Origin of the sequence: Gordonia hydrophobica NBRC 16057 (genome assembly GCF_001592365.1) — a bacterium.
In the GTDB taxonomy this organism is placed as follows: Bacteria; Actinomycetota; Actinomycetes; order Mycobacteriales; family Mycobacteriaceae; genus Gordonia; species Gordonia hydrophobica.
The window spans coordinates 43,739-66,980 of the sequence record NZ_BCWU01000011.1; the positions used below are offsets into that span (position 1 = coordinate 43,739).

At 67.5% G+C, this 23,242-nt stretch carries 15 protein-coding genes; 9 read left to right on the forward strand and 6 right to left on the reverse strand.

From position 1 onward, the window contains the following. Entirely contained in the window at nucleotides 1-747 is a 747-nt protein-coding gene (locus GH2_RS16965; RefSeq protein ID WP_066170701.1) for an MBL fold metallo-hydrolase, read from the forward strand. 108 nt (nucleotides 748-855) lie between these two features. On the opposite strand, the gene GH2_RS16970 is transcribed toward GH2_RS16965, so the two are convergent. Both GH2_RS16970 and aroQ read right to left on the reverse strand, forming a co-directional pair. After that, the gene (locus GH2_RS16970) at nucleotides 856-2,331 is read right to left on the reverse strand and encodes a DEAD/DEAH box helicase (protein WP_066170704.1); all 1,476 of its coding nucleotides are present in this window, start codon (nucleotides 2,329-2,331) and stop codon (nucleotides 856-858) included. Nucleotides 2,332-2,596: 265 nt separating this feature from the next. Continuing rightward, a complete protein-coding gene (gene aroQ / locus GH2_RS16975; RefSeq protein ID WP_066170707.1) occupies nucleotides 2,597-3,058 on the reverse strand; it encodes a type II 3-dehydroquinate dehydratase in 462 nt (153 codons plus the stop codon). A gap of 144 nt (nucleotides 3,059-3,202) precedes the next feature. Here aroQ and thpD point away from each other — a divergent pair, with 144 nt between their 5' ends. The 7 genes from thpD to GH2_RS17010 all read left to right on the forward strand — a co-directional run bounded on the left by thpD (nucleotide 3,203) and on the right by GH2_RS17010 (nucleotide 17,852). Then, entirely contained in the window at nucleotides 3,203-4,144 is a 942-nt protein-coding gene (thpD, locus tag GH2_RS16980) for an ectoine hydroxylase (protein WP_066170711.1), read from the forward strand. Between the two features lie 97 nt (nucleotides 4,145-4,241). Beyond that, nucleotides 4,242-7,568 (forward strand): arabinosyltransferase domain-containing protein, encoded by a 3,327-nt coding sequence (locus GH2_RS16985; protein ID WP_066170714.1) that lies wholly within the window; start codon nucleotides 4,242-4,244, stop codon nucleotides 7,566-7,568. A gap of 77 nt (nucleotides 7,569-7,645) precedes the next feature. Next, on the forward strand, nucleotides 7,646-11,014 hold the full coding sequence (locus GH2_RS16990) for an arabinosyltransferase domain-containing protein (RefSeq protein ID WP_084247582.1): 3,369 nt from the start codon (nucleotides 7,646-7,648) through the stop codon (nucleotides 11,012-11,014). A gap of 116 nt (nucleotides 11,015-11,130) precedes the next feature. After that, the gene (locus GH2_RS16995) at nucleotides 11,131-14,415 is read left to right on the forward strand and encodes an arabinosyltransferase domain-containing protein (RefSeq protein WP_157086136.1); all 3,285 of its coding nucleotides are present in this window, start codon (nucleotides 11,131-11,133) and stop codon (nucleotides 14,413-14,415) included. Between the two features lie 97 nt (nucleotides 14,416-14,512). Further along, a complete protein-coding gene (locus tag GH2_RS17000) occupies nucleotides 14,513-15,421 on the forward strand; it encodes an ABC transporter ATP-binding protein (RefSeq protein WP_066170720.1) in 909 nt (302 codons plus the stop codon). Beyond that, a complete protein-coding gene (locus GH2_RS17005; RefSeq protein WP_066170723.1) occupies nucleotides 15,418-16,650 on the forward strand; it encodes an ABC transporter permease in 1,233 nt (410 codons plus the stop codon). Before GH2_RS17000 ends, GH2_RS17005 begins: the two co-directional genes overlap by 4 nt. Beyond that, nucleotides 16,647-17,852 (forward strand): ABC transporter permease, encoded by a 1,206-nt coding sequence (locus GH2_RS17010; protein ID WP_169802474.1) that lies wholly within the window; start codon nucleotides 16,647-16,649, stop codon nucleotides 17,850-17,852. Before GH2_RS17005 ends, GH2_RS17010 begins: the two co-directional genes overlap by 4 nt. 550 nt (nucleotides 17,853-18,402) lie before the next feature. On the opposite strand, the gene GH2_RS21675 is transcribed toward GH2_RS17010, so the two are convergent. From GH2_RS21675 to GH2_RS17025, 4 genes are all read right to left on the reverse strand, one after another. Beyond that, complete coding sequence (locus GH2_RS21675; RefSeq protein ID WP_169802475.1) at nucleotides 18,403-18,912, reverse strand: Rv0361 family membrane protein; 510 nt, start codon at nucleotides 18,910-18,912, stop codon at nucleotides 18,403-18,405. A 1,068-nt stretch (nucleotides 18,913-19,980) separates the two neighbouring features. Continuing rightward, a complete protein-coding gene (locus GH2_RS22200) occupies nucleotides 19,981-20,625 on the reverse strand; it encodes an MspA family porin (protein ID WP_084247583.1) in 645 nt (214 codons plus the stop codon). A 930-nt stretch (nucleotides 20,626-21,555) separates the two neighbouring features. After that, a complete protein-coding gene (locus tag GH2_RS17020; protein ID WP_066170969.1) occupies nucleotides 21,556-21,876 on the reverse strand; it encodes a putative quinol monooxygenase in 321 nt (106 codons plus the stop codon). Nucleotides 21,877-21,895: 19 nt separating this feature from the next. Further along, on the reverse strand, nucleotides 21,896-22,633 hold the full coding sequence (locus tag GH2_RS17025; RefSeq protein WP_066170731.1) for a VIT1/CCC1 transporter family protein: 738 nt from the start codon (nucleotides 22,631-22,633) through the stop codon (nucleotides 21,896-21,898). Between the two features lie 129 nt (nucleotides 22,634-22,762). Between GH2_RS17025 and GH2_RS17030 the strand changes: the two genes are divergently transcribed. After that, nucleotides 22,763-23,230 carry a DUF2231 domain-containing protein gene (locus GH2_RS17030; RefSeq protein ID WP_066170734.1) on the forward strand — a complete coding sequence of 156 codons (468 nt, stop codon included), beginning with the start codon at nucleotides 22,763-22,765 and terminating at the stop codon, nucleotides 23,228-23,230. The last annotated feature ends 12 nt before the right edge of the window (nucleotides 23,231-23,242 follow it).

Here is a 23,242-nt window from a genome sequence, read left to right on the forward strand (position 1 = left end):
ATGGCAGATCTCGACATCACCACCATCGACCACGGCAGCACCAAGACGCATCTGGTGCACACCGCGTATGTGAACTGGGTGATCCTGCAGTCCGACGACGGCGTGACCCTCGTCGACGGCGGCTATCCCGGTCATGCGGGGGCCGTCGCGGAATCACTGCGCCGGGTCGGCAGCGATCTCGCCGAAGTGCAGGCCGCGCTGCTCACGCACGCGCACGTCGACCATCTCGGCGGGTTGGCACAGATCGGCCGCACCCGGTCGTTCCCGGTCTACGCCGATCCCGCGGAGGTCCCGCACGCGCGGCGCGACTACCTGGAGCAGGCCGACGCATCGACCATCGCCCCGATCGCCTATCGCCCGCGGGTGATGCGCTGGCTGCAGGGTGTGGTCCGGCTGGGTGCCCTCGACAAGGCCGGCATCGGCGATGCCCAACCGCTCGGCGACCTCTCGGCTCTCCCCGGCGCACCCGTCGCCGTACCGGCGCACGGTCACACCCGCGGCCACAGCGCCTTCCTGGCGGGCGACGGCGAGGTGCTGATCTCGGGCGACTCGTTGATCTCCGGCCATCCGACGACCAAACGCCGCGGGCCGCAGTGCCTCGACCACGTCTTCACCCACGATGTTCCGGCGAACGAAGCCGCCGTCGCCACACTCGCCGACCTGGACGCGGTCGTCCTGATGCCGGGCCACGGCCCCATGCTCTGCGGCCGGATGGAGACCTTCGTGGCGCAGGCGCTCGGTTCGTGATCCGCGCTGCCTGTCGCTAGAAAGATTCGCGTCCCCGTGGGCACCCGCCGAGGGCGATCTTCCCTCGGCGGGAGCTGACGGGGACGCGAATCTCGGTGAGTCCGACTATCAGGCGCGCGGCGCGCCCGCGGGACGGCTGGAACGACGGCGACGACGCGGCGCCCCGGTGCCGGCATCCGACTTCGGCGACGACGACGAGGTGTGCACCGGCTTGGCCGCGGGACGCCCACTGCCGCGCTGCTCGCTCTGCGTCGCCGAGCCCGCCGACCGACCGCGGCCCTGACCGCCGCGACGACCGCTGCCGCCCGACGACCGGCCCGCGCCCGCACGACTTCCGGACTGGGCCGGACGACGACGCCCCTGGCCTTGCTTCTTCGGCTGCTGTTGCTGCGGCACCACGACCGGCGCCTCACGGTACGGCGCCCGCTCACCGATGAGCTCGTCGACGACGGCGGACTGCGCGGTCACCTGCTGGCCGGGAGCCTTGATGGCGGCCTTCTGCAGCAGCTTGCGCAGATCGCCCCACTGCTCCGGGAGGCAGATCGTGACGACGTCACCGGCCGAGCCCGCACGCGCGGTACGACCCGAACGGTGCAGGTACGCCTTGTGCTCGGCGGGCGGATCCACGTGGACCACCAGCTCGACGCCGTCGACGTGCACACCGCGGGCCGCGACGTCGGTCGCGACGAGCACCTTGGCTCCGTCGGGCGCGGCGAACGAGGCCAGGTTGCGATCACGCTGCGCCTGCGACAGGTTTCCGTGCAGGTCGACGGCCGGAATGCCTTCGGCCGTGAGCTTCTTCGCCAGCTTCTTGGCCTGGTGCTTGGTGCGGGTGAACAGGATTCGACGACCGGTTCCGGACGCGAGTTCGCGGACCAGCGCGGTCTTCTCGGTGGTGGAGGCCACGCGGAACACGTGGTGGGTCATCGCGGCGACGGGCGACGTCGCGTCCTCCAGCGAATGCGTGGTCGGCGAGGAGAGGAAGCGCTTGACGATCTTGTCGACGCCGTTGTCCAGGGTGGCGGAGAACAGCATCCGCTGACCGCCCGCGGGGGTCGCCGCGAGAATGCGGGTGACAACCGGGAGGAAGCCCAGGTCCGCCATGTGGTCGGCCTCGTCGAGCACCGTGATCTGGACGTCGTCGAGCGACACGATGCGCTGACGCATCAGGTCTTCGAGGCGACCGGGGCAGGCGACGACGATGTCGGCGCCCGCACGCAGCGCGGTCTCCTGACGAGACTGCTTGACTCCGCCGAAGACGGTGGTGACGCGCAGGCCGACGGCGGCGGCGAGCGGCTGCATGGCCGTGGCGATCTGCGTCGCGAGTTCACGGGTCGGCGACAGCACCAGTCCGGTGGGACGTCCGGGCTTGCGCCGCACTCCGGCCTCGGCCAGGCGTGCGACCAGCGGAACGGAGAAGGCGAGGGTCTTGCCCGACCCGGTCTTGCCTCGGCCGAGGACGTCGCGGCCGACCAGGGTGTCGGGCAGGGTGTCGGCCTGGATCGGGAACGGAGTGGCCTTGCCCTCGGCGGCGAGCGCGTCGGCGATCGGAGTGGGCACGCCGAGATCAGCGAAGGTGGTCATGAAGGAATCAACAGCCTTAATGCAGTGTCTGCGCACAGGGGTCCCGTGCGGCAGAACAGGTGGCGAACACGCGCGGGTGAGCGTGTCGGTTCGCCGTATGAAAGTTCGACGCACCCGCGAGAGATCCGGGGTCTGCGTGGAGGCGTTCTACGACGCACGGCGCGGGGTTGCGCCGAATGACGAGTGCGCCGCACTGGCGCGCTCCGACTACTCGATCGTACGGCACACCGCAGCGTTTCCGCGCAATGCGCAGGTCAGCGTCGCCCTAGACACGCCCCAGCAGGCGTGCCAGCCGCTGGACGGCGAACGCATAGCCGTCGATCCCGCACCCAGCGATCACTCCGTCCGCGATCGGCGAGATGTACGAGTGATGCCGAAATGCTTCGCGCGCGTGCACATTGCTGATGTGCACCTCCATGATCGGGACCTCGGGCACCACCAGGGCGTCGGCGAGAGCGACGGAGGTGTGCGTCCAACCGCCCGGATTGATGACGATGCCGCTCACCGTGCCGCGCGCGCCATGGATCGCGTCGATCAGCACGCCTTCGTGGTTGGTCTGCAGCGACTGCACCGTCAGCCCGCACTCGGCCGCCGTCGTCTCAACGAGGGCGACGACGTCGTCGAGGGTGTCCGACCCGTACACCTGCGGCTGCCGGATCCCGAGCGTGTTCAAGTTGGGTCCGTTGAGCAGCAGGATCGGCAGCGCGGGCGCATCGGTCGTCGACATGACTCGCACTCTACTGCGGGGTGTCGGCGGGCGAACAGTCTCGCCTGCCTCGCCTTTCACGCCCCGATTGTCGATATCTGGTAGGAGGTGGAGGTGGTCCATGACGCGGGCCGTCCGGCCCGCCGATCACGGAGGGAGGATTCCTTGACCACCGCGAGCAGTACCTTTGAGGCCGTCGACGATCGCTACCCAACGCGACTCGACCCCGGCTTCACCGCCTCTGCCGAACCCCTGGTGCGCCCCGACCCGACAGTGTGGGGAACGCGACCGGGACCGTTCCTGGAGCGGGAGCTGACCGCCTACGACCGCAACGGATTCCACATCGAGCAGGGCCTGCTCACACCCACGCAGGTGCAGCACTGCTGGTCCGAGTTCGATCGGATGGTCACCGATCCGGCGCTCGCCGACAGCGGACTCCTGGTCCGCGAACGCGGTTCGGGAGCGATCCGCTCGGTCTTCCGCGTCCATCGGGTGAGCCCGGTGTTCGAGGCCCTTGCGCGCACACCGCGGATTCTCGACCGAGCCCGACAGCTCCTCGGCTCCGAGGTCTACATCCACCAGTCGCGCATCAACGCGATGCCGGGCATGGCGGGCACCGGGTTCTACTGGCACTCGGACTTCGAGACATGGCACGCCGAGGACGGCCTTCCCGCGCCGCGCACCGTGAGCCTGTCGATCGCGTTGACCGACAACTTCGCGTTCAACGGCGGCCTCATGCTGATGCCCGGCGCACACCGCACCTTCGTCCCCTGCATCGGCAGCACGCCCGACGGCAACTTCCACCAGTCGCTCCAGGAGCAGCGGGTCGGGGTGCCCTCGGAGCAGGTGATCACCGAGCTCGGCTATGAGTTCGGCATCGACCAGTTCACCGGGGCCGCGGGCGCAGGCCTGTTCTTCGACGCGAACTCCATGCACGCGTCGGGAAACAACATCTCGCCGTATCCGCGCGCGAACGTCTTCCTGGTGTTCAACAGCGTGGAGAACACGCCGCGGGCGCCGTACGGCGGCGTCGCGCCGCGTCCGGTGCACCTCGCCGAGCGTGACGTGACTCCGCTGGAACCGCTGGACGATTCACCGTTCGCCTGATCGGCCCGGCACGGTCGGGACGCGCGACCCGTGTCCCGACCGGGCGCGAGGCGCGTACCGGCAGTGCATCCGCGCGCTGCGGCTAGGATGACGACCTGTGCCAGCTTTCTCCGTCCGACGGGCTCAGATAACCGCGATCATCACCGGAGTTCTGGGCGTGCTGCTGGCACTGTCGACGCCCCTGATGCCGGTGAAGCAGACCGTCGCGCAGATCAGCTGGCCGCAGAGCAGCACGGTGGAATCGGTCTCCGCGCCGCTGTTCTCGTACACCCCGATCGACCTCGACGTGGCCATTCCGTGCCGCGCCGTCGACGCGCTGCCCGCCGGGAAGACCGTCCTGCTGGCGACCACGTCGCCGTCGGCGCCGAAGGCCACCGATCGAGGGTTGTTCGTCCGCGTCACCACGTCGGCTCAGCCGACCGTCGAGGTGGTCACCCGCAACATCCCGATCCTGTCGGCGACCGTCGACCAAGTGCGATCGGCGTCGTGTCAGACCCTGGAGATCCACGCGACGTCCGACGCCGTGTCCGCCGAGTTCGTCGGACTGACTGATTCGACGGGCGATCCACTGCGGGCCCGCACCGGCGCGCAGAACGTCCCGGGCGGCGATCAGCGTCCGCAGGTCACCGGCCTGTTCACGCAGATCAGCGGCTCCACGGCAGCGTTGCCGGGACTGTCCGCGCATGTGACGATCGATTCGCGCTACACCACCGCGCCCACGCTGCTGAAGTGGCTCGCGATCGTCATCGGCATCCTGTGCACCCTGATCTCGCTCGCGGCGCTCGCTCGCCTCGACGCCACCGACCGACGGGGCCATCGTCGTATCTTCCCGGCCCGCTGGTGGCGGCTCAATCCCCGCGACTACACCGTCATCGGACTGCTCGCCGTCTGGCATCTGATCGGACCGAACACGTCCGACGACGGGTATCTGATGACCATGGCGCGGGTGGCTCAGCAGAGCGATTACACCGCCAACTACTTCCGCTGGTTCGGGGCACCGGAAGCACCGTTCGGGTGGTACTACGAGGTCTTCGGCCTTCTCAGCCACGTGTCGGTCGCCAGCCCGTGGGTGCGCCTGCCCGCGCTGGCCTGCGGCATCATCAGCTGGCTGATCATCAGCCACGAGGTGCTGCCGCGGATCGGGCGCGCCGCCCGCCTGCGCGCCGCGGTCCCGTGGACGGCGGCCGCGGTGTTCCTCGTGGCCTGGTTCCCTTTCAACAACGGACTGCGTCCGGAACCGATCATCTGTCTCGGCGCACTGCTGACCTGGTGCTCGGTAGAGCGGGCCATCGCGACCGGGCGTCTGCTTCCCGCCGCCGTCGCCTGCACCGCGGGCGCGTTCAGCATCGCCGCCGGCCCGACCGGCGTCCTGGCCGTCGCGGCCCTCGTCGCCGGCGCCCGCCCCATGTTCCTGGCCCTGCGCCGTCGTGCCATCGCCGTCGACGCCGACACCGGACGCGGCGCCGTCGCCGCTTATGCGAGCCTGCTGGCGCCGATCGTCGCCGCGGGCACCTTCGTCGTCTTCGTCGTCTTCTCCAAACTGACGCTCAGCGCCTTCACCGAGGCCTCCGCCATGAAGACCGCGCTCGGACCGTCGTTGAACTGGTACAACGAGATCGACCGCTACTCGTCGCTGTTCGCGTTCTCCGCCGACGGGTCCATCGCCCGACGGTTCGCAGTGCTGGCGATGGTGCTGGGCATGACGATCGCGGGCGCGGTCCTGATCCGCAAGTCCCGAATCCCGGGCACCGCGCTCGGCCCAGCGCGACGCATCGTCGGCATCACCTTCGGGTCGCTGCTGTTCCTGATGTTCACGCCCACCAAGTGGACGCATCACTTCGGTGTCTTCGCGGGGCTGGCTGCGGCGCTCGCCGCCCTCGCCACCATCGCGGCCAGCGCGCAGGCCACCCGTTCCCGCCGCAATCGCACGATCTTCGGCGCGCTGGTGCTGTTCGTCGCCGCGCTCGCGATGACCGCGCCGAACTCGTACTACTACGCGTCCGCGTGGGGGATGCCGTGGGGCGTCTCGCAGGTGATGGTCGCCGGAGTCCCGGCGGGCGACGTCCTGTTGTACGCGTCGTTGGCGCTGCTGTGCCTGGCACTGTGGTTCCACTTCCGCGAGCCGTTCACCGGCACCGACCCGCATCCGGTGGCCGTCCGGAATCCGTCGCGGCTGCGACTCGGCGCAGCGCGGGCGTCGCGGCTGGTCACCGTCGCGCCACTCGGCGTCGTGGCGGGCGCGCTCGTCGTCTTCCTGGTCGCGACCGCGGCGATGGCGGGCGTCCACCAGAGCAGCTCGTTCTCGGTTCCGCGCTCCAACCTCGCCGCATTGGCCGGTCATCCCTGCGGGTTGGCGGACAAGGTGCTGGTCGAGACCGATCCCAGCCGATTCCTGCTCACGCCGGTCGACGCCTCGTTGACCGACCCGCTCGCAGGGTCGCCGACGCATTCGAGAACCGACTCCAACCGCGGACCCACCTCCGGATTCACCCCGGACGGGATCCCCGACGAGGTGGAGACCAAGGCGTCCTCCGGCTCGCTGGGCGTCCTGGCGCGCGATGCCGCCGTGGACCCCGACCTGCTGATCGCGAACAGCGGCGGCACCGGCGGCGGGGTCACGGCTCGTCCCGGCATCAACGGCAGTCACGCTGAGCTCCCCTTCGAGCTCGATCCGGCGCGCACCCCGGTCCTCGGCAGCTACGACGCCCAGGAACAGACGCCGTCGACCCTCACCTCGGGCTGGTACCGGCTGCCCGCGGACTACAAGGACTACCCGCTCATCGCCCTGTCCGCCGCCGGCGTCTTCGGACGATCGGCGCTGAAGCTGGAGTACACCGACCAGCAGTTCGGCGCCACGGCGCGCGACGACGACATCGCCGACACCGGATCCATCGGCCTGATCGATCCCGGCCCCAGCCCGTCGTGGCGCAATGTCCGCATCGACACCGGGTCGTTGCCCGACCACCTCACGGCCGTCCGCATCTCGGCGACCGACTACGACCTCGCGTCCGACCACTTCATCGTGGTCACCCCGCCCCGCCTGCCGAAGATGAGAACGCTCCAGGAGACGGTCGGCAGCACGGCGCCGACCCACGTCGACTGGACGTCGGGCTTGTTCGTGCCGTGCCAGCGACCGTTCAACTTCCACGCGGGCGTCACCGAGATCCCGCAGTGGCGGGTACGTCCCGGCGCCGACCTGGCGGCGGTCAGTGCGTGGCAGGGCGCCATCGGCGGCGGACCGCTCGGCTGGCTCGCCGTCTCGCAGCGATCCGACACCGTCGCCACCTACCTGTCCGGCGACATCGGCCGCGACTGGGGCGCACTGGAGCGCTACACCCCGTACGACGTCGCCGCACCCGCGACCATCGAGTACAGCGAAGAGGTCCGCAGCGGACTGTGGAGTCCGGCGCCCATCAGGCACTGACGTCGCGGTCGGCGGCGTGCTGTCCGCCCTACTCGTCAGTTAGTTTCGCCCGACTCCGTCGACTAACGTCGTAGGGCGTGCCAGACCCCACGCCACCTCCGCCTGACACGGTGCTCGACGCAGCGCCCGACCCCGATGCCGCCACCGGATCCGGTGATCGATCGAGTCCGTTGACGGCACGGACCGCGCGTCTCGTCGCGATCGTCGCGGGGACGATCGCCGTGGTGGCGGCGGTGCTGACACCGTTCCTTCCGGTCTCGACGACGGCGGCGACCATCACGTGGCCGCAGGGGCAGAACCTGAACGCGAAGGACGCGTCGATCGTCGCGCCGCTGATCGCGCAGACGCCCAAGAGTCTCGACATCACGATCGACTGCGCCGCACTGGCGACGTTCCCCGAGACGGCGACGGTGCTGTCGACGATGGCGCCGGGTGCACAGCGCGCAGCCAACAAGGCGCTGACGGTGTCGGCGTCGGCGTCGAACGTCACCGTGCTGTTCCGCAGCCGACTGGCCGCCGTCGCCTCCCGCGCCGACATCGCCGCAGGCCGCTGCGACGTCCTCCACATCTTCTCCACGGTCGGCGCAACGGGTGCCGAGTTCGTCGGGTTAGCGCCTGCCACGCTGCTCGATCCCGATGCGCGTCCGCAGGTCGACGGCCTGTACACCTCACTGACGACGGCGCAGGTGGCTGCCGCGGGCACTGGTATCCGCGCGCACGTCGCGATCGACAACCGGTACGAGAGCCACGCGAGCCCGATCAAACTGCTCGCCATGGTGCTCGCGGTGCTGGCGACCGTCATCGCCCTGTTCGCACTGTGGTGCCTGGACCGGATCTACGGCTACACCGGTGGACTCCGGTTGCGAAGCGGTTCGTGGGCGTCGCGGCTGCGTCCCAAACTCTCCGACCTCGCCGTCGGCGGCACCCTCGCGGTGTGGACGGTGATCGGCGCCGGGGCGCCCGACGACGGCTACATCCTGACCATGGCCCGGACTGCGGGCGATGCGGGCTATCTCTCGAACTACTACCGATACTTCGGCATCACCGAGGCCCCATTCGACTGGTACTACAGCTTCTTGTCGCTCTGGGCCCAGGTCTCGCCCACGATCATCTGGATGCACCTGCCGCAGTTCGTCGCAGGCGTGGCCTCGTGGCTGCTGCTCTCGCGCGTCGTCCTGCCGCACCTCGGGACGAGCGTCTCGCAGAACGCCTGGGCCCGGTGGACCACGGGCGCGGTGTTCCTGGCGTTCTGGCTGCCCTTCTGCTCCGGCCTGCGCGGCGAGGCGATCATCGTGCTCGGCTCACTCCTGACGTGGTGGGCCGCCGAAGTCGCGATCACCCGCCAGCGCCTGCTGCCTGCCGCACTCGCCGCGACCGCAGCGGCGTTCACGCTGGCACTTGCACCGCAGGGCATCGTCGGCATCGCCGTTCTGCTGGTCGCCGCTCGCCCGCTGTTGCGCATCCTGACGGCTCGTCGCCACGAGTCCGGCCTGGTCGCACTGCTCGCGCCGATCGCCGCCGCAGGCACCCTCGTCACCGTGGTGGTGTTCCGCGATCAGACGCTCATGGGCGTTCTGGAGGCGATGAAGCTCCGCTACCAGACCGGCCCCATCGTGCCCTGGCATCAGGAGTTCCTGCGGTACTACTTCCTGTCGGTCGGCACGCCCGACGGCGCACTGGCCAGGCGAATCCCGGTGCTGCTGATGTTCGTGGCCGCCTTCCTCGTCGCCGCCGTCCTCCTGCGACGCGGCGAGATCAAGGGCGTCGCGACGTCGCCCACGTGGCGACTGATCGGCGCCTTCGGTGTCAGCCTGCTCCTGCTCTTCGGCACGCCGGTGAAATGGACCATCCAGTTCGGCGTCCTCACCGCGCTCGGAGCGGCCCTCGCCGGGGTCGCGACGGTCGCGATCGCGCAGAGCAGTGCCCGTTCGCTGCGCAATCTGGCTGCGTTGACGGCCGGCCTGCTGTTCGCCCTGGCAGCGGCGTCAGCGGGCACCAACGCCTGGCCGTACGGCTACAACTTCGGGATCCCGTGGTTCGACATCGCCCCGGTCGTCGCCGGATTTGAGGTCTCGAGCATCCTGTTGACCCTCGCGGTCATCGCTGTGGCCGCCACCCTGTGGCTGCATCTGCGGTCGGACTACGTCACCAACAAGGGCCTCGCACACCACGCCGACGGCGCTCCGGACAGTCCCGCCGATCGACGCCGTCTCGCGATGGCGTCCACTCCGCTGCTGGTGATCGCGACCCTGATGGTCGTGGCGACCGTCGTCGCCTTCGGGCGCGCCGCCGTTGTGCGAGGCCCGGCGATGACGGCCGCGTCCACCAACATCGACGCGGTGCGCGGCCAGCCGTGCGCGATGGCCGACCAAGTCCTGGTCGAATCCGATCCGAACAGCAATGTCCTGACGCCGGCGAACGGCGAGACGGCCACCGCCGCGCTGACCGGAACCAAGTCTGTCGGCTTCAGTCCCGACGGCATTCCCGACGACCTCACTCCGGAGAACCGCAGCGCCCGCGCCGGACAGATGCACGTCGGCGGCTCCACGTCGAAGCCGTTCGCCGTCATCGGCGGCCTCGGCGCAGGCACCACCGGCGGACGCGGCCCCGAGACCGTCAACGGTTCGCACGCCCTGCTGCCGTTCGGCCTGGATCCGACCACCACTCCGGTCGTCGGCAGCTTCGGCCACAACGCCAACGCCTACCTGACCACCGGGTGGTATCGACTCCCCGCGCGAGACGCGTCGCCGCTGCTGGTGGTCGCGACCGCGGGCGCGGTCTCCACGATCGACGACGACGGCAACCCGACCTTCGGGCAGAAGATGGTCTTCCAGTTCGGCACGACGGGCCGCGACGGCGACTTCGCCCAGGTGGGATCGGATGTGATTCCGATCGACCCCGGCCCGGTGATCGCCAACCGACCGTGGCGCAATCTGCGCGTACCGATGTCGGCCGTCCCCGCGAACGCCGACGTGATGCGCCTGGCCTTGGCCGACACCAACCTCGGTCCGATGCAGTTCCTGGCGATCACGCCGCCGCGCGCACCGAAGCTGCAGACGCTGCAAGACGTGGTCGGTTCGCACGACCCCGTCCTGATCGACTTCCCGGTGGCGGCATGGTTCCCCTGTCAGCGTCCACTCGCCATCCGGCACGGCGTCGCCGAGGTTCCGGCCTGGCGGATCCTGCCCGACTACGTGACCGCGAACTCGCAGTCCAAGACCTGGATGGCCGCCAAATCCGGCGGATTGCTGGCGATCCCCGAGGCCACCACCACGCAGGTGACGGTCCCGACCTATCTGAACGATGACTGGCGGCGGGCCTGGGGGTCACTGGAGAAGCAGACGCCGCTGAGTCCGGACGCCGCAACGGCACGTGTACAGACGCAGTCCATCCGCACGTCGGGCCTCACCCGCGGCGGCGCGAACCGGGTGGAGCCGACCGAGTGACCGACCACGAGACGACCAGAGGAACCGGGACCGTGCACGTTACTGAGCCGTCCACCCGCCGCGACCCGCTGTGGTTGCTGAAGGCCGACGACTACCGCGTCGCCAAGCTGACGGCGATGATCGCGGGTCTGCTCGGCCTGCTGCTCGCGGTGGCGACGCCGCTGCTCCCCATCGAGCAGAAGACGTCCGAACTGCACTGGCCGCAGAACGATGCGATCACCAATGTGACCGCCCCGATGGTCGCCTTCGTTCCGACGGAGATGGACGTGACGGTGCCGTGCGCACTGGCCCGGGACCTCCCCGCCGAGGGCGGCGTTCTGCTCTCCACCGTTCCGCGGCAGGGACGACAGGCGACGGCCCGCGGCTTGTTCGTCCGCGCCACCGACACCGCGCTGAGCATGATCGTGCGCGACGTGGTCCTGGTGTCCATCGACCGCGACGAGGCCCAGAACAATCCGGAGTGCCGCTTCGTGATGTCCGGCGACGGCGAGGGTGTCACGGCGTCGATCACCGGCATCCCCGCTGCCGGCGCCGACGGCAGCGACACCACCACCTTCCGCACCAACGACGCCGACATGCGTCCGCAGATCATCGGCGTCTTCTCCGACCTTCCCTCGACGGCGTCGCGCGACGGGCTGTCGCTCAACGCCACCGTCGACACCCGGTTCATCAACTCCCCCACCCCGCTGAAACTGGCGGCGATCATCGTCGGCATCCTCGCCACGCTGCTGTCGTTGCTCGCGCTCGGCGTGCTCGACGCCCGCGACGGACGCGGCCACAAGCGGTTCCTCCCCGCAGGCTGGTTCACCGTCCGCGGACCCGACCTCGTCGTCATCGCGGTCCTCGCGGCCTGGTGGCTCATCGGCAGCAACACCTCTGACGACGGCTACAACATCACCGTCGCCCGGATCACCGAGGAAGCCGGCTACGCCGACAACTACTTCCGCTACTTCGGCGTGCCGCAAGACCCGTTCGGCTGGCACTTCCAGGTGCTGTCGTGGATGACGAAACTGTCCGTCGCCACCCCGTGGCTGCGACTGCCCGCGCTGCTTCTCGGAGTCCTCGGCTGGTGGATCATCAGTCGCGAGATTCTGCCCCGCCTCGGCCGCGCCGTGCGGAACAGCCCAGCCGCCGTCTGGACCGGAGCGATGGTCTTCCTCGCGATCTGGATGCCCTACAACAACGGCATCCGCCCCGAGCCTGCGGAAGCGGTCGGCGCCTTGCTGACCTGGGCGTGCGTGGAGCGCGCGATCGCGACCCGGCGACTGCTACCGTATGCGATCGCGGCGGTCGCCGCCGCCTTCACCCTCGCCCTGGCCCCCGGCGGCCTGATGGCCGCCGCCGCGCTGGTCGCCGGCCTGCGGGGCGTGGTCAAGGGCATCGTGGATCGCCGCCGACGCGACGGTCTGCTCCCGCTGATCGCACCGCTGCTCGCCGCGGGCACGGCCGTGCTCTACATGATCTTCTACGCGCAGGCGTTGGCGCCGCTGCTGGAGGGCAACAAGGTCGCCACCGACGTCGGCCCCACCGAACAGTGGTGGCAGGAGCCGGTCCGGTACTACTTCCTGATGCTGCAGACCGGCGACGGCACGTTCCCCCGACGCTTCGGGATCCTGATGATGATCCTGGCCCTCGTGATCGCGATCTTCCGGCTCGCGTCGCGGCACTCGCCGAACGGGATCGCCCGCGCACCGATGTGGCGGCTGATCGCGGTCGTCATCGGGACCATGTTCTTCATGTCGTTCACGCCGACCAAGTGGACTCACCATTTCGGCATCTATGCGGGTATCGGCGCGGCGCTGTGCGCGGGTGTCGCCGCGATGATGGCCCCGGCACTGCTGCGGTCGCGCCGCAACCGCACGTTCTTCGCGGCCGCCGTGCTGCTGGTGACGGCGGTGTCGGCCGCAGGCACCAACATGTGGTGGTACGTCGGCAGTTACGGCGTGCCCTGGTGGGACCGTCCGGTGGAGATCGCAGGCATTCGCATCAGCTGGATCATCCTGTTCATCGCGCTGGTGACCGCCGGCGTCGGTCTCTGGTATCACTTCCGCGACGACTACGTGGACGAGCAGGTGCGGACCGGTGCCCGTCGGCGGGGGCCGGGCCGACTCCGGTTCTCCCCGCTGCCGGTCATCGCCGGCGTGCTGGTCCTGTTCGTGCTCGCGTCGTTCGCGAAGGGCGCGTGGGTGCAGCGCGACAGCTGGTCGTGGACCAAATCCAATGTCCGAGCCCTGACCGGCGACGAATGCGGTCTGGCGAACGACGTCCTGGTCGAGACCGACCCCAACGCCGCGATCCTGACGCCCGCTGCCGTCGACGGCAAGCCCGCGCCCTCGGCTCGTGCGGCTCTGGCAGGAACCAATGTGGGCTTCACCGCCGACGGCGTCCCCGCCGACATCTACATCGATCCGCTCGAGGCCAAGCAGAAGACCGACGAGGACCTGGATCTGGCTCCGACGGCGGGCGGCGGCAGCCCGGCTCCGGGCACGCCCGACGATCCGCAGGACTCCAGTGACGGCACTGACGGCACCGGCACCGCCGACCAGGATGACGGCGGCACGGCCGCGGCCGAGTCGACCAGCGGTGTCCGGCTGCCGTTCGGGCTCGACCCGGCCACCGTCCCGGTCCTCGGCAGTTATCGTGCGAAGGGCACCAGCAGCGTCACCACCGGCTGGTACGACCTCGGTTTCGAGGCCGGCTCGGCACCCGCCGACAAGCCGCTGCTCTCGGTGGCCGCAGCCGGATCCATCGAAGCGGTCACCGGGCTCGGCGGCGTGCGCGACGGTCGTACCGTCACGGCCGAGTTCGGTCGCCGCCGCGCAGACGGCTCGGTGGCCCCGCTCGGCCGGGCGCTGATGCCGCTCGACGCGATGGAGAACAATTACTGGCGCACCCTGCGATTCCCGCTCGCCGATGCACCGCCGCGCGCCGACGTGGTGCGTCTGCAGGTGCTCGACGACGCCGCCGCCAGCGCCGAGTGGCTGGCGTTCACGCCGCCGCGCGTCCCGACCCTGCGCACGTTGAACGACGTCGTCGGCCGGACAGATCCGGTGTTCATCGACTGGATGCCGGGGCTGGTGTTCCCGTGTCAGCGACCGATGGCCGTGAGTTACGGGCTCCTCGAGGTGCCGAAGTGGCGCATCATGCCCGACGCCGAAGCGACCCGACGGAACAGTCAGACGTGGTCGGACGGCGTCAACGGCGGACCGCTCGGCATCACCGACGGGCTGCTGAACCAGACGCTGGTCCCGACGTATCTGCGGAACAACTGGGGCCGCGACTGGGGTGGCCTGGAGCGGTACAGCCTGGTTGTCGGGGCGCAGCCCGCCCAGATGGTGCACGGATCGCAGCGCGTGAGCGGACTGTTCAATCCCGCGCCGATGCGCTCGAAGGGGTATTGACGGCTGGGCGCGTGTTCATCGAGTCGATGCGCAATCGACACCATCGGCTCGGACGCGTCACCTTGACCGATCAGGCGGTGCCGACCATCGTGGCCCCATGACCTCCACCGCACCGGACGGCCTGGCCGTCGTCGGCCTCGACAAACGATTCGGTGACCTCGTCGCCTTGCGCGACATGACGTTCACCGTCCGGCCCGGCGAGATCTTCGGTTTCGTCGGATCCAACGGGGCGGGCAAGTCCACGACCATGCGCATCATCCTCGGGGTACTCGCGGCCGACGCCGGCGCGGTGACCGTCGGCGGTCGTGCCGTCGACGCGGACGCACGCCGCCGCATCGGGTACATGCCCGAGGAGCGCGGACTGTATCCGAAGATGAAGGTCGGCGAGCAACTGGTGTACCTCGCCCGGCTGCACGGGCTCACGAAGACGCAGGCGCAGGAGCGGACCGCCTACTGGACCGACCGGCTGGGCATCGAGGGCCGCATCGACGACAACGTCTCGGATCTCTCGCTCGGCAACCAGCAGCGCGTCCAACTCGCCGCCGCGCTGGTCTTCGATCCCGACGTCCTGGTCCTCGACGAGCCGTTCTCCGGTCTGGACCCGGTGGCCGTCGACGTGATGAGTGACGTGTTGGTGGAGAAGTCGCGGCAGGGAGTCCCGGTGATCTTCTCCAGCCACCAATTGGATCTGGTGCAACGGCTGTGCGACACCGTCGGCATCATCGCGAAGGGCGAGATGCGCGCGCTGGGCACCGTCGACGAGCTGCGTCGTTCCGGTGGCGTGCGGTTGGAGGTGGATGCGCCCGCCGCCGCGACCGGATGGGCCGACGCACTGCCGGGCGTCGACGCCGCGGAGTACGGTCCCACCACCGTGCTGTCCGTGGCCGACGGCTACGACGATCAACAGATCCTCACCGCCGCGTTGGCGAGCGGCCCGGTCCATCGCTTCACCGCCGTCACCCCCGAGCTGACCGAACTCTTCCGCGAGGTCGTGACCGCCTCGTGAAGTCCACCGAACCCTCGGCGTGGTCGGACATCTCCCTCATCGCGGGACGGGAGATCACCACGCGGGTCCGCACCAAGTCGTTCCTCGTCACCACGGTCGTCACGCTGATCATCGTCGTGGGCATCGTCGTCGGGTATGCACTGCTGTCCGGCGACGACGACGGACCCGAACCCACCGCCGTCGCGCAGACGGGAGTCAGCAGCCAAGTGCAGAAGGCCATCGTCGACGCGGGGACCGACGTCGGCTTGCGGATCGACTTCCACAGTTCGACAGATGCGCGGACGGAGGCGTCCAACGGCGACGCCGACGCCGCCCTGGTCAAAGACGGTGCCGGCTATCGCGTCTTCAGCGAGAACGACACCCTGGACGCTCCTCTCGACGCCGCTCTCCGCCGCGGCATCTCGCACGCCGCCATCGCCGACGCGCTCCGCGCAGGTGGCGGCGACGTGAACGCCCTCACCGCACCCACCGTCGACTTCCGCACCACCACCGCGCCCGAGGCGGTGGACCCGAACCGAGAGGATCGGATGCGGACTGCGATCTTCGGCGTGATGCTGCTGATCATGACCGTTTTCGGCGGCGGCGTCACCATCGCCACCGGGGTGATCGAGGAGAAGTCTTCGCGGATCGTCGAGATCCTGCTCGCCACCGTCAAACCCGCCCGTCTCCTGTGGGGCAAGATTCTCGGCGTCGGCGCAGTCATGATCGGCAGCACGCTGCTCACCGCGGTCATCGGGCTGGTGGCCGCGATCGCCACCGGGCTGGTCACCTCGTTCGCCGTCGCGGGCACGGTGATCGCGGCGTCGACCGTCTGGCTGTTCCTCGGCTTCCTGTTCTATGCGGTCCTGTACGCGGGGACCGGCGCTATGCTGTCGCGGCAGGAGGAGCTCGCCGGAACCACGTGGCCCCTGAGCACCGCGGCCCTCGGCACCTTCTACGCGGTGCTGTTCGGTGCGGGATCGCCGGACTCGGTGCTGTTCCAATGGCTTGCGTGGATACCGCCGTTCTCGGCGGGCATCCAACCGATCCGTATCGCCGACGGCAGTGCGTCCGTCGTCGAGATCGTCGGCTCCCTCGCCGTCATGGTGGTGGTCTGCGCCCTGGCGGTCGCGGGCGCCGGTCGCATCTACCACCGCTCCGTTCTGCAAGTGGGTGCGCGCGTGAAATGGCGGGAGGCGCTGGGGCTGCGCTCGTCCCGGGAGACCTCGGCAACGGAGACGGCAGCATGAGCACCGCGTCGACCAGCACTTTCGCCGCTATCCGACTCATCGCCGGCCGCGAGGTCCTCGCCCGAATCCGTACCAGGGCGTTCCTGGTCGGCACGGGCTTGATGCTGCTGCTCGCCGTCGGCGGCGGCATCGCGCTGTCGCTGATCGTCGACCACGACTCGTCGCCGTCGACGCCGACGCCCACCGCCGTCGTGGCCGCGGGTCTGTCGGACGCACAACGGTCGGCGATCACCGCGACCGCTGAGCAGCTCGGCGCACCGGTGACGCTGTCCGAGGCGTCCGCCGACCGTGCCCGCTCCGAGGTCGATGCGGGCACCTCGGTCGCGGCTGTCATCGACAGCGACGGCACCGTGACCGTGTACAGCAAGTCCGATCTGAGCGATAGTCTCCAAGCCGCGATCCGCGGCGGCCTCGCGACCTCGCAGATCCAGACCGCCCTGGCCGACGCCCACGTCGATCCGAATGCGTTGGCGGCCGAGTCCAAGGTCGCGGTGCAGCGGGCCAACGACGCCCCCGATCGCGAGATCGGCGAACGCGTCGTCATCGCGATGGTCGGCCTGATCCTGTTGACCTACGCGATCATGCAGGCCGGTCCCGCCGTCTCGACCGGCGTGATCGAAGAGAAGTCGTCCCGGATCGTCGAGATCCTGCTCGCCGCGGTCCGGCCCGGAGCGCTGATGGCGGGCAAGATCATCGGCATCGGCCTCGTCAGCCTGCTGCAGCTGGTGCTGATCGGAGCGGCCGCCTTGCTCACGGTCACGGCGACGGGTCTGCTGACTCTGCCGACGGTCGCCCTGTCGACGGCGCTCATCGCGCTCGTCGGCTTCGTTCTGGGATACCTGTTCTTCGCTGCGCTGTTCGCCGCCGCGGGCTCGATGGTGTCGCGCATCGAGGACAGCGCGGGCACCGTGTTACCGGTCACCATGTTCGCGTTCGTCAGCGTCTACTCGGGACTGTTCGTGGTGATCAATCCCGACAGCGCACTGGCGCCGTATCTCACCTGGATTCCGCCGTTCTCGGTGTCCGCAGTGCCGATTCGGATCGCGCTCGGTGAATTGTCGCTGCTCGGTGCTGTCGGACCGACCGCGCTGATGGCCGCCGCGACCGCAGGCTGCATCTGGGTCGCGGCCCGGATCTATCGGCACAGCGTGCTCTACAGCGGAGCGAAAGTCAGCTGGGGACAGGCACTTCGGACGCGCTGACCCCCAGGAGGGAAAGCGGAGGACGCTACAGCCGGTGTCACGTGAATCACCCAGGTTTGATACCGCTCCTTTCTGAGACCCATCGCAGGCGCTCAGTACGGGCCTGGACGGCGGGATTAATCTTCTCGGGCATGCTTGTCATCCTTCCCAACGCTTCTCGTGCGACGTCAGCTTTGCTGGTCTCGATGATCGCTGCGCCGAGCAGGTAGGTGCCTGGGTCCAGGCGTGAGTTCGACATCGACTCGTCGATCATTGCTGTGTACACGTCGCCGGCGTCCTCTCATCTCGAATCGTCGTAACCGTAGCTGGCCGGTTTCCTGGTGCCACAGCCCATCGAGACAAGGGACTCAACGGCCCCGATATGGGGACCAATTCGCGGTGCCGGAGTCAACTACAGCCGCGGGTCACTGTCGTCGAATCGAACAGTCCCTGCCTTCCCCTGCAATAGCACCGGACCGGGGTGCTTCCACGACGCGGGAAGGGCGAAGAATCGCAAGAGAAGGCGCTCCACCTTCCGCAGGGAGGTGGAGCGCCTCTTTATGACCGAAGACTATTCTTCGGTGAAGTTGACTGTCTTCACGTTGACATTCCAGCATATTTTCCAGCTGGATTCACTCTCCATAAGTCCGTATGTTGTGAGATTCGCTTGACTCTTACCGTCCTTCTCATAGGTCACCATAGCCGCAGCCAGAGCTTTCCCATCTTCAATAGATACGTTGCGAACCTCATCAACTTTCGCACGGCCACGCTCTTTGGTAGATTCCTTCAGCTGCGCCACTATCGAATCTTCTTTCGCAGCTTTGAAATCCTTCTCAAGTTGACCGCATGACATTTCCCCGATCACTTTGATATTGGCGTCGCTAAGCGCAGCCACATAGGAGGTGATTGCTTCCGTGACTGCTGCAGTATCACCCAATTCGGATGATCCGCCCTCTATAAGCGAGTAGGTGAGTGCAGATCCACCGATTCCAGCCGCCAGGACAAGCGTCGCCGCCAGTGCGGCTATCGCCTTCTTATTCATTAGGTACCAACCGATCGAGTGCTTCGAATCCTGACTCACCGCTTCGCTTATACAGATCTGACATCTTGAACCCGAACAGATACCAGCCGGGGTCGGGCGTCACCTCGGCATGAATTCGAGCAGAGTCGAACGATACGATCAGGAGAACCGGCATATTCTCGCGGACCCTTTTGAAGCCCGCGCCAAGGAGACGGAGTTGGAGACGCGATCCACGTTTCGCTACCAGGAGCCCCTTTGAGGTGTGTGCAAGCTTCCAGCCCATGCGCGTGAGAGCGTCTGCAGCATCGGTTTCCGAGAAACCTCCGACCGCCCAGTCCCGTGTAGCCACGGGTTCAATATCTTTTCCGAAATTGAATAATTCGCTCATCCCCATGCGTTCCAGGCTCCCGTGACTGCTCCACCGATCATTCCAGTGCCGGCTCCTACTGCGGCGCCGCCGACGCATCCTGGACCAGCTGTCGCGACCGCCCCGCCGAAGCAACCGGCGGCCATCCCGCCTGTCCCGCCCACGACTGCGCCTTTCATAATCTGCTTACCGGAATTGGACCCTGCGCAACTGCCGTCATCATTGCGCCATGTTATGCAGCCAGGGGACCACCACGATGCTGGCTTCATATTGTCGCGAAGAAACCTGCTGACCGGTGATGGTTCGACGGAGTCATCTAGGTTGGCGCCAGCGACAGGAGTGTCGGTAGCGGGGGCTGGAGATGATGCGCTTGGGGCTTGGGATCGTCCCGGACTCTGTTGCCGGGTCGGAGAGGGAACCGGCACGATCGGGGTCCCGTTACCAACTCCGGGGCCAGACCCTGCATCGCCTCCGATCACGGGTCCGTTTCCGCTCGGGTTCGTAGGCCGGCCAGGCGAAGTCGGTTGGGGCATCATCGTCGGGGGCGGCGTGTTGGTGGGCACGTTGATGCAGGGCCAACTCGGTCCGTACTGTTCACGCATCTGATCGCATAGCGCGTCAGCGCCCGCCGATGCGGGACCGAATCCAGTGTTCGAATAACCAATTCCAGCCATTGCACTGGCTGTGATTAGGACAACACCGGAAGCCGCGGCCAGCCGCGAAAGCGTAGTCTTGAAATAGCTCACAGTTTCATCCTTTCGCTAAAGTTTTTGCGGCTTACCGTACAGACTGAAAGTGTTGTCGGAGGTCTTGGTTCGCATCGCTAACCGAACGTACGACCTGACAGCTGGGCGAGCTCCGACGCAGCCAGATATTTCTATTCGTACTCCCTCGAGGCGTGCACTCGCAGTCGAACCTTGGAGCGGCTTACTAGCGAACTCTACGTCCTTGGTGACGCCGTTCTTGAGCGTCGTCGAAATGCTTGGAGAAACCTGCCCGCCGATAATCGCTGCAGGCGGCCAGCTTACGCTTAGCTGTGCACTGGGCCCTCCTGAGACGCCGAACTGAAGGCCGTCAAACTGCCATTGACACGACACTTGAAATCCCGTCGTTAGGATGGCCGAATCTACCGACGAACTTCCTGCTCCACTTATCGTCGCTACGCCTCGCAGATCGAGAAATGCTTCGTATGAACCATGCCCACGACTCAGTGCTGGAACGCTTCGCACGGCTTCATCCGACTTTGTGAGACCAACCTTCCAGCCGTCGTCTGAGTACTTGACGATCGACTTATCGGCGATCCTCGGCGCGGCACCCGCGATACTTTCACCACCAACAGCCAAGACCGGAAAAGCCATCCCGATAAACATGGCCGCAGCAGCAGATAACCTTGCGCGGCTCTTCATCTGTTTACTGACCCCCTCCTCATGCGCGCTTCTCGCACGCTGTTTCGCAGCGTAGCCGGAGGTATCGAAACATTGCGCAGCCCCCCAGCAGCCCCTTACAGACAGGCAGAACCTATCGAAGTGTGCATTGCAGTTCTATCACCCTTAGACAACAGTGGCAAACTCTGAGCAAATATCGGGCAAATAGGTTGAATGCGTCCTCAAGCATTCTTTGCTGGCAGATTTTCAATTATGAGGGAGGAGCAGCAGGTTCGTTCTTGAACCACGAACAAAAGCCGAGGGAGTCTGAGTGTCATCGGGGTTAGATCTGGCAGCCACCGGCAAATCGAACCCCGCTTGGGATCAAAGTCGCGTGTCCGGCGATCAAGTCCGTGATTCGCTCGCCATCAACCCCGTCGATCGGTCTCGATGATAGTGAGCCCCGAGAATAGAGGGCATGCCATTCGCTTGCAGTTCCCTGGCCGACCTGGTTACCGAAGGGTCCCTTTCAGCCAGGAGACGAACGACACGTTATCAATGTATGAGTCTTGCGTTCCCCGTGCACCCACCCCAGATCAACAACGTCAACAGCATGTTCGGGTGGCAACCGCGGTGCCCGACCCACCGGTGGGGCGCAACGCATGCAGCCCCGCGGTGTCGAGCCGATCGACTAACGAGATCACCACCCATACCGGATCATCCTCAGGCAACCACTCCCGCATATCCGGAGGAAACAGGAACTCCTGATCACGATCCGCCGGTCGATACTCTTTCGCCGAGCGGACATTATCGCAGGTCAGAGCTCAATTAGGGTGCCGGCACTCCGACTAACCATGCAAAACACGCAGACTGCGAATGCAACAGCCCGATTTGATCTCGGCGGGTGCTGACGGGGACGCGAATCTCGCCAAGGCCGCTGCTTGCTGAGCGCGCAGGTGGACCCCGACAGACCTAGTCGATCTGCAACTCCCCCATCGCCTCCCACCCGTCGCCGTCGACCTGGCGGGAGATGATCCTGGGCGTCGACACCAGGTGCGGCCGCATCGCCTCGAGTCCCTTGGCGAAGTGCTCGCTGGACACGTGCGGACCGGCGCCGTCGTCGGTGAAGGCCTCGACCAGGACGTACTCGTTGGGGTCCTCGAGACTCCGCGACCAGTCGAACCAGAGGTTGCCCGGCTCGGCGCGGGTGGCGGCGGTGAACTCGGCGACGGCGTCCGGGAAGGTGTCGACGCTGGACGGCTTGACCTGGAACTTGACCACGATGAAGTACATGGCCGCCATTGTGCCGGATTCAGCCGACGGCGGTGCCGACGAGTGAGCCGATTCCGTAGGTCACCGCCATGGCGATGCTTCCGCCGATGAGCATGCGCGCGGTCGGCCGCCACGGCGACGACTTTCCGAGGTAGGCGCCGAGCGCCCCGGTGAGCGCGAGGGCCACCAGGACGGCGATCACCGCGACCGGGATCCGCCACGACGGCGGCGGGACCAGAATCGCGATGAGCGGCAGGAGCGCGCCGAGGGTGAAGGACACCGCCGACGAGAACGCCGCCTGCCAGGGGTTGCTGAGATCGTCGGGATCGATGCCGAGTTCGGCCTCCGCGTGGGCGGCGAAGGCGTCCTTCTCGGTCATTTCGGTGGCCGCGCGCTCGGCGGTCTCTGAGCTCATGCCCTTGGACTCGTAGATGTCGGCGAGTTCCGCGAGTTCGGCATCGGGCTGGTGTTTGAGCTCCCACTTCTCCTTGGCCAACATGGCCGACTCAGTGTCGCGCTGGGTACTGACCGAGACGTACTCCCCCAGCGCCATCGAGACGGCGCCTGCGGCGAGACCCGCGATGCCCGCCGTGAAGACGGGGCCGCGCTCGGCCGTCGCCGCTGCGACGCCGACGACGATGCCCGCTGTGGAGACGATGCCATCGTTGGCACCGAGCACCCCTGCGCGGAGCCAGTTGAGTCGACTGTTCAGACCCTCCGCGTGCGGTTCGTGACCGTGCTCCTCCGAGTCCGGTGCGGCCGTCTTCTCGCTGGTCATTCGTTTATCTTCGTCCCCGGTCAGGGCCTCGGCAAGCAAGGTTTGGCGTACCTGAACGAGCACCTGAAGGTTCCTGCGAATGTGCTGTGACGCCCCGACGTCGCGCCGGGTTCCCCGTACGCTCTTCCCATGGAGACCCTCAACGGCCTGCCCGCTCATCCGCTCTTCGTGCACTTCGCCATCGTCGGCGTCCTTGCCGCCGGTCTCGTCGCCATCGCCGTCGCCGTGTGGCCCCGTGCCCGCACCGCGCTCGGTGTCTTTCCGGCGATCCTCACGCTCGTGACGCTGATCGTCGTACCGCTCACCACCTCGGCCGGCGAAGCACTGGAGAAGCGCTTCCCGCCGTCAGACACCCTGCAGAAGCACACCACGCTCGGCGACGAGCTCATCCTGTACGTCGGTCCGCTCTTCGGCCTCGTCGCACTGCTGTGGTTGCTCCGGCTTCCCGCCGTCACCCAGCGACTTCCACTGTCGGAGAAGGCGTTGACGATCATCGACGTCGTCGTCCGCGTCGCGACCGCCGCGGTCGCCGTCGCCGCGATCGTCATGGTGATCCGCATCGGAGACAGCGGCGCCCGCGCCGTGTGGGGTGGCTGATCGGGTACTACG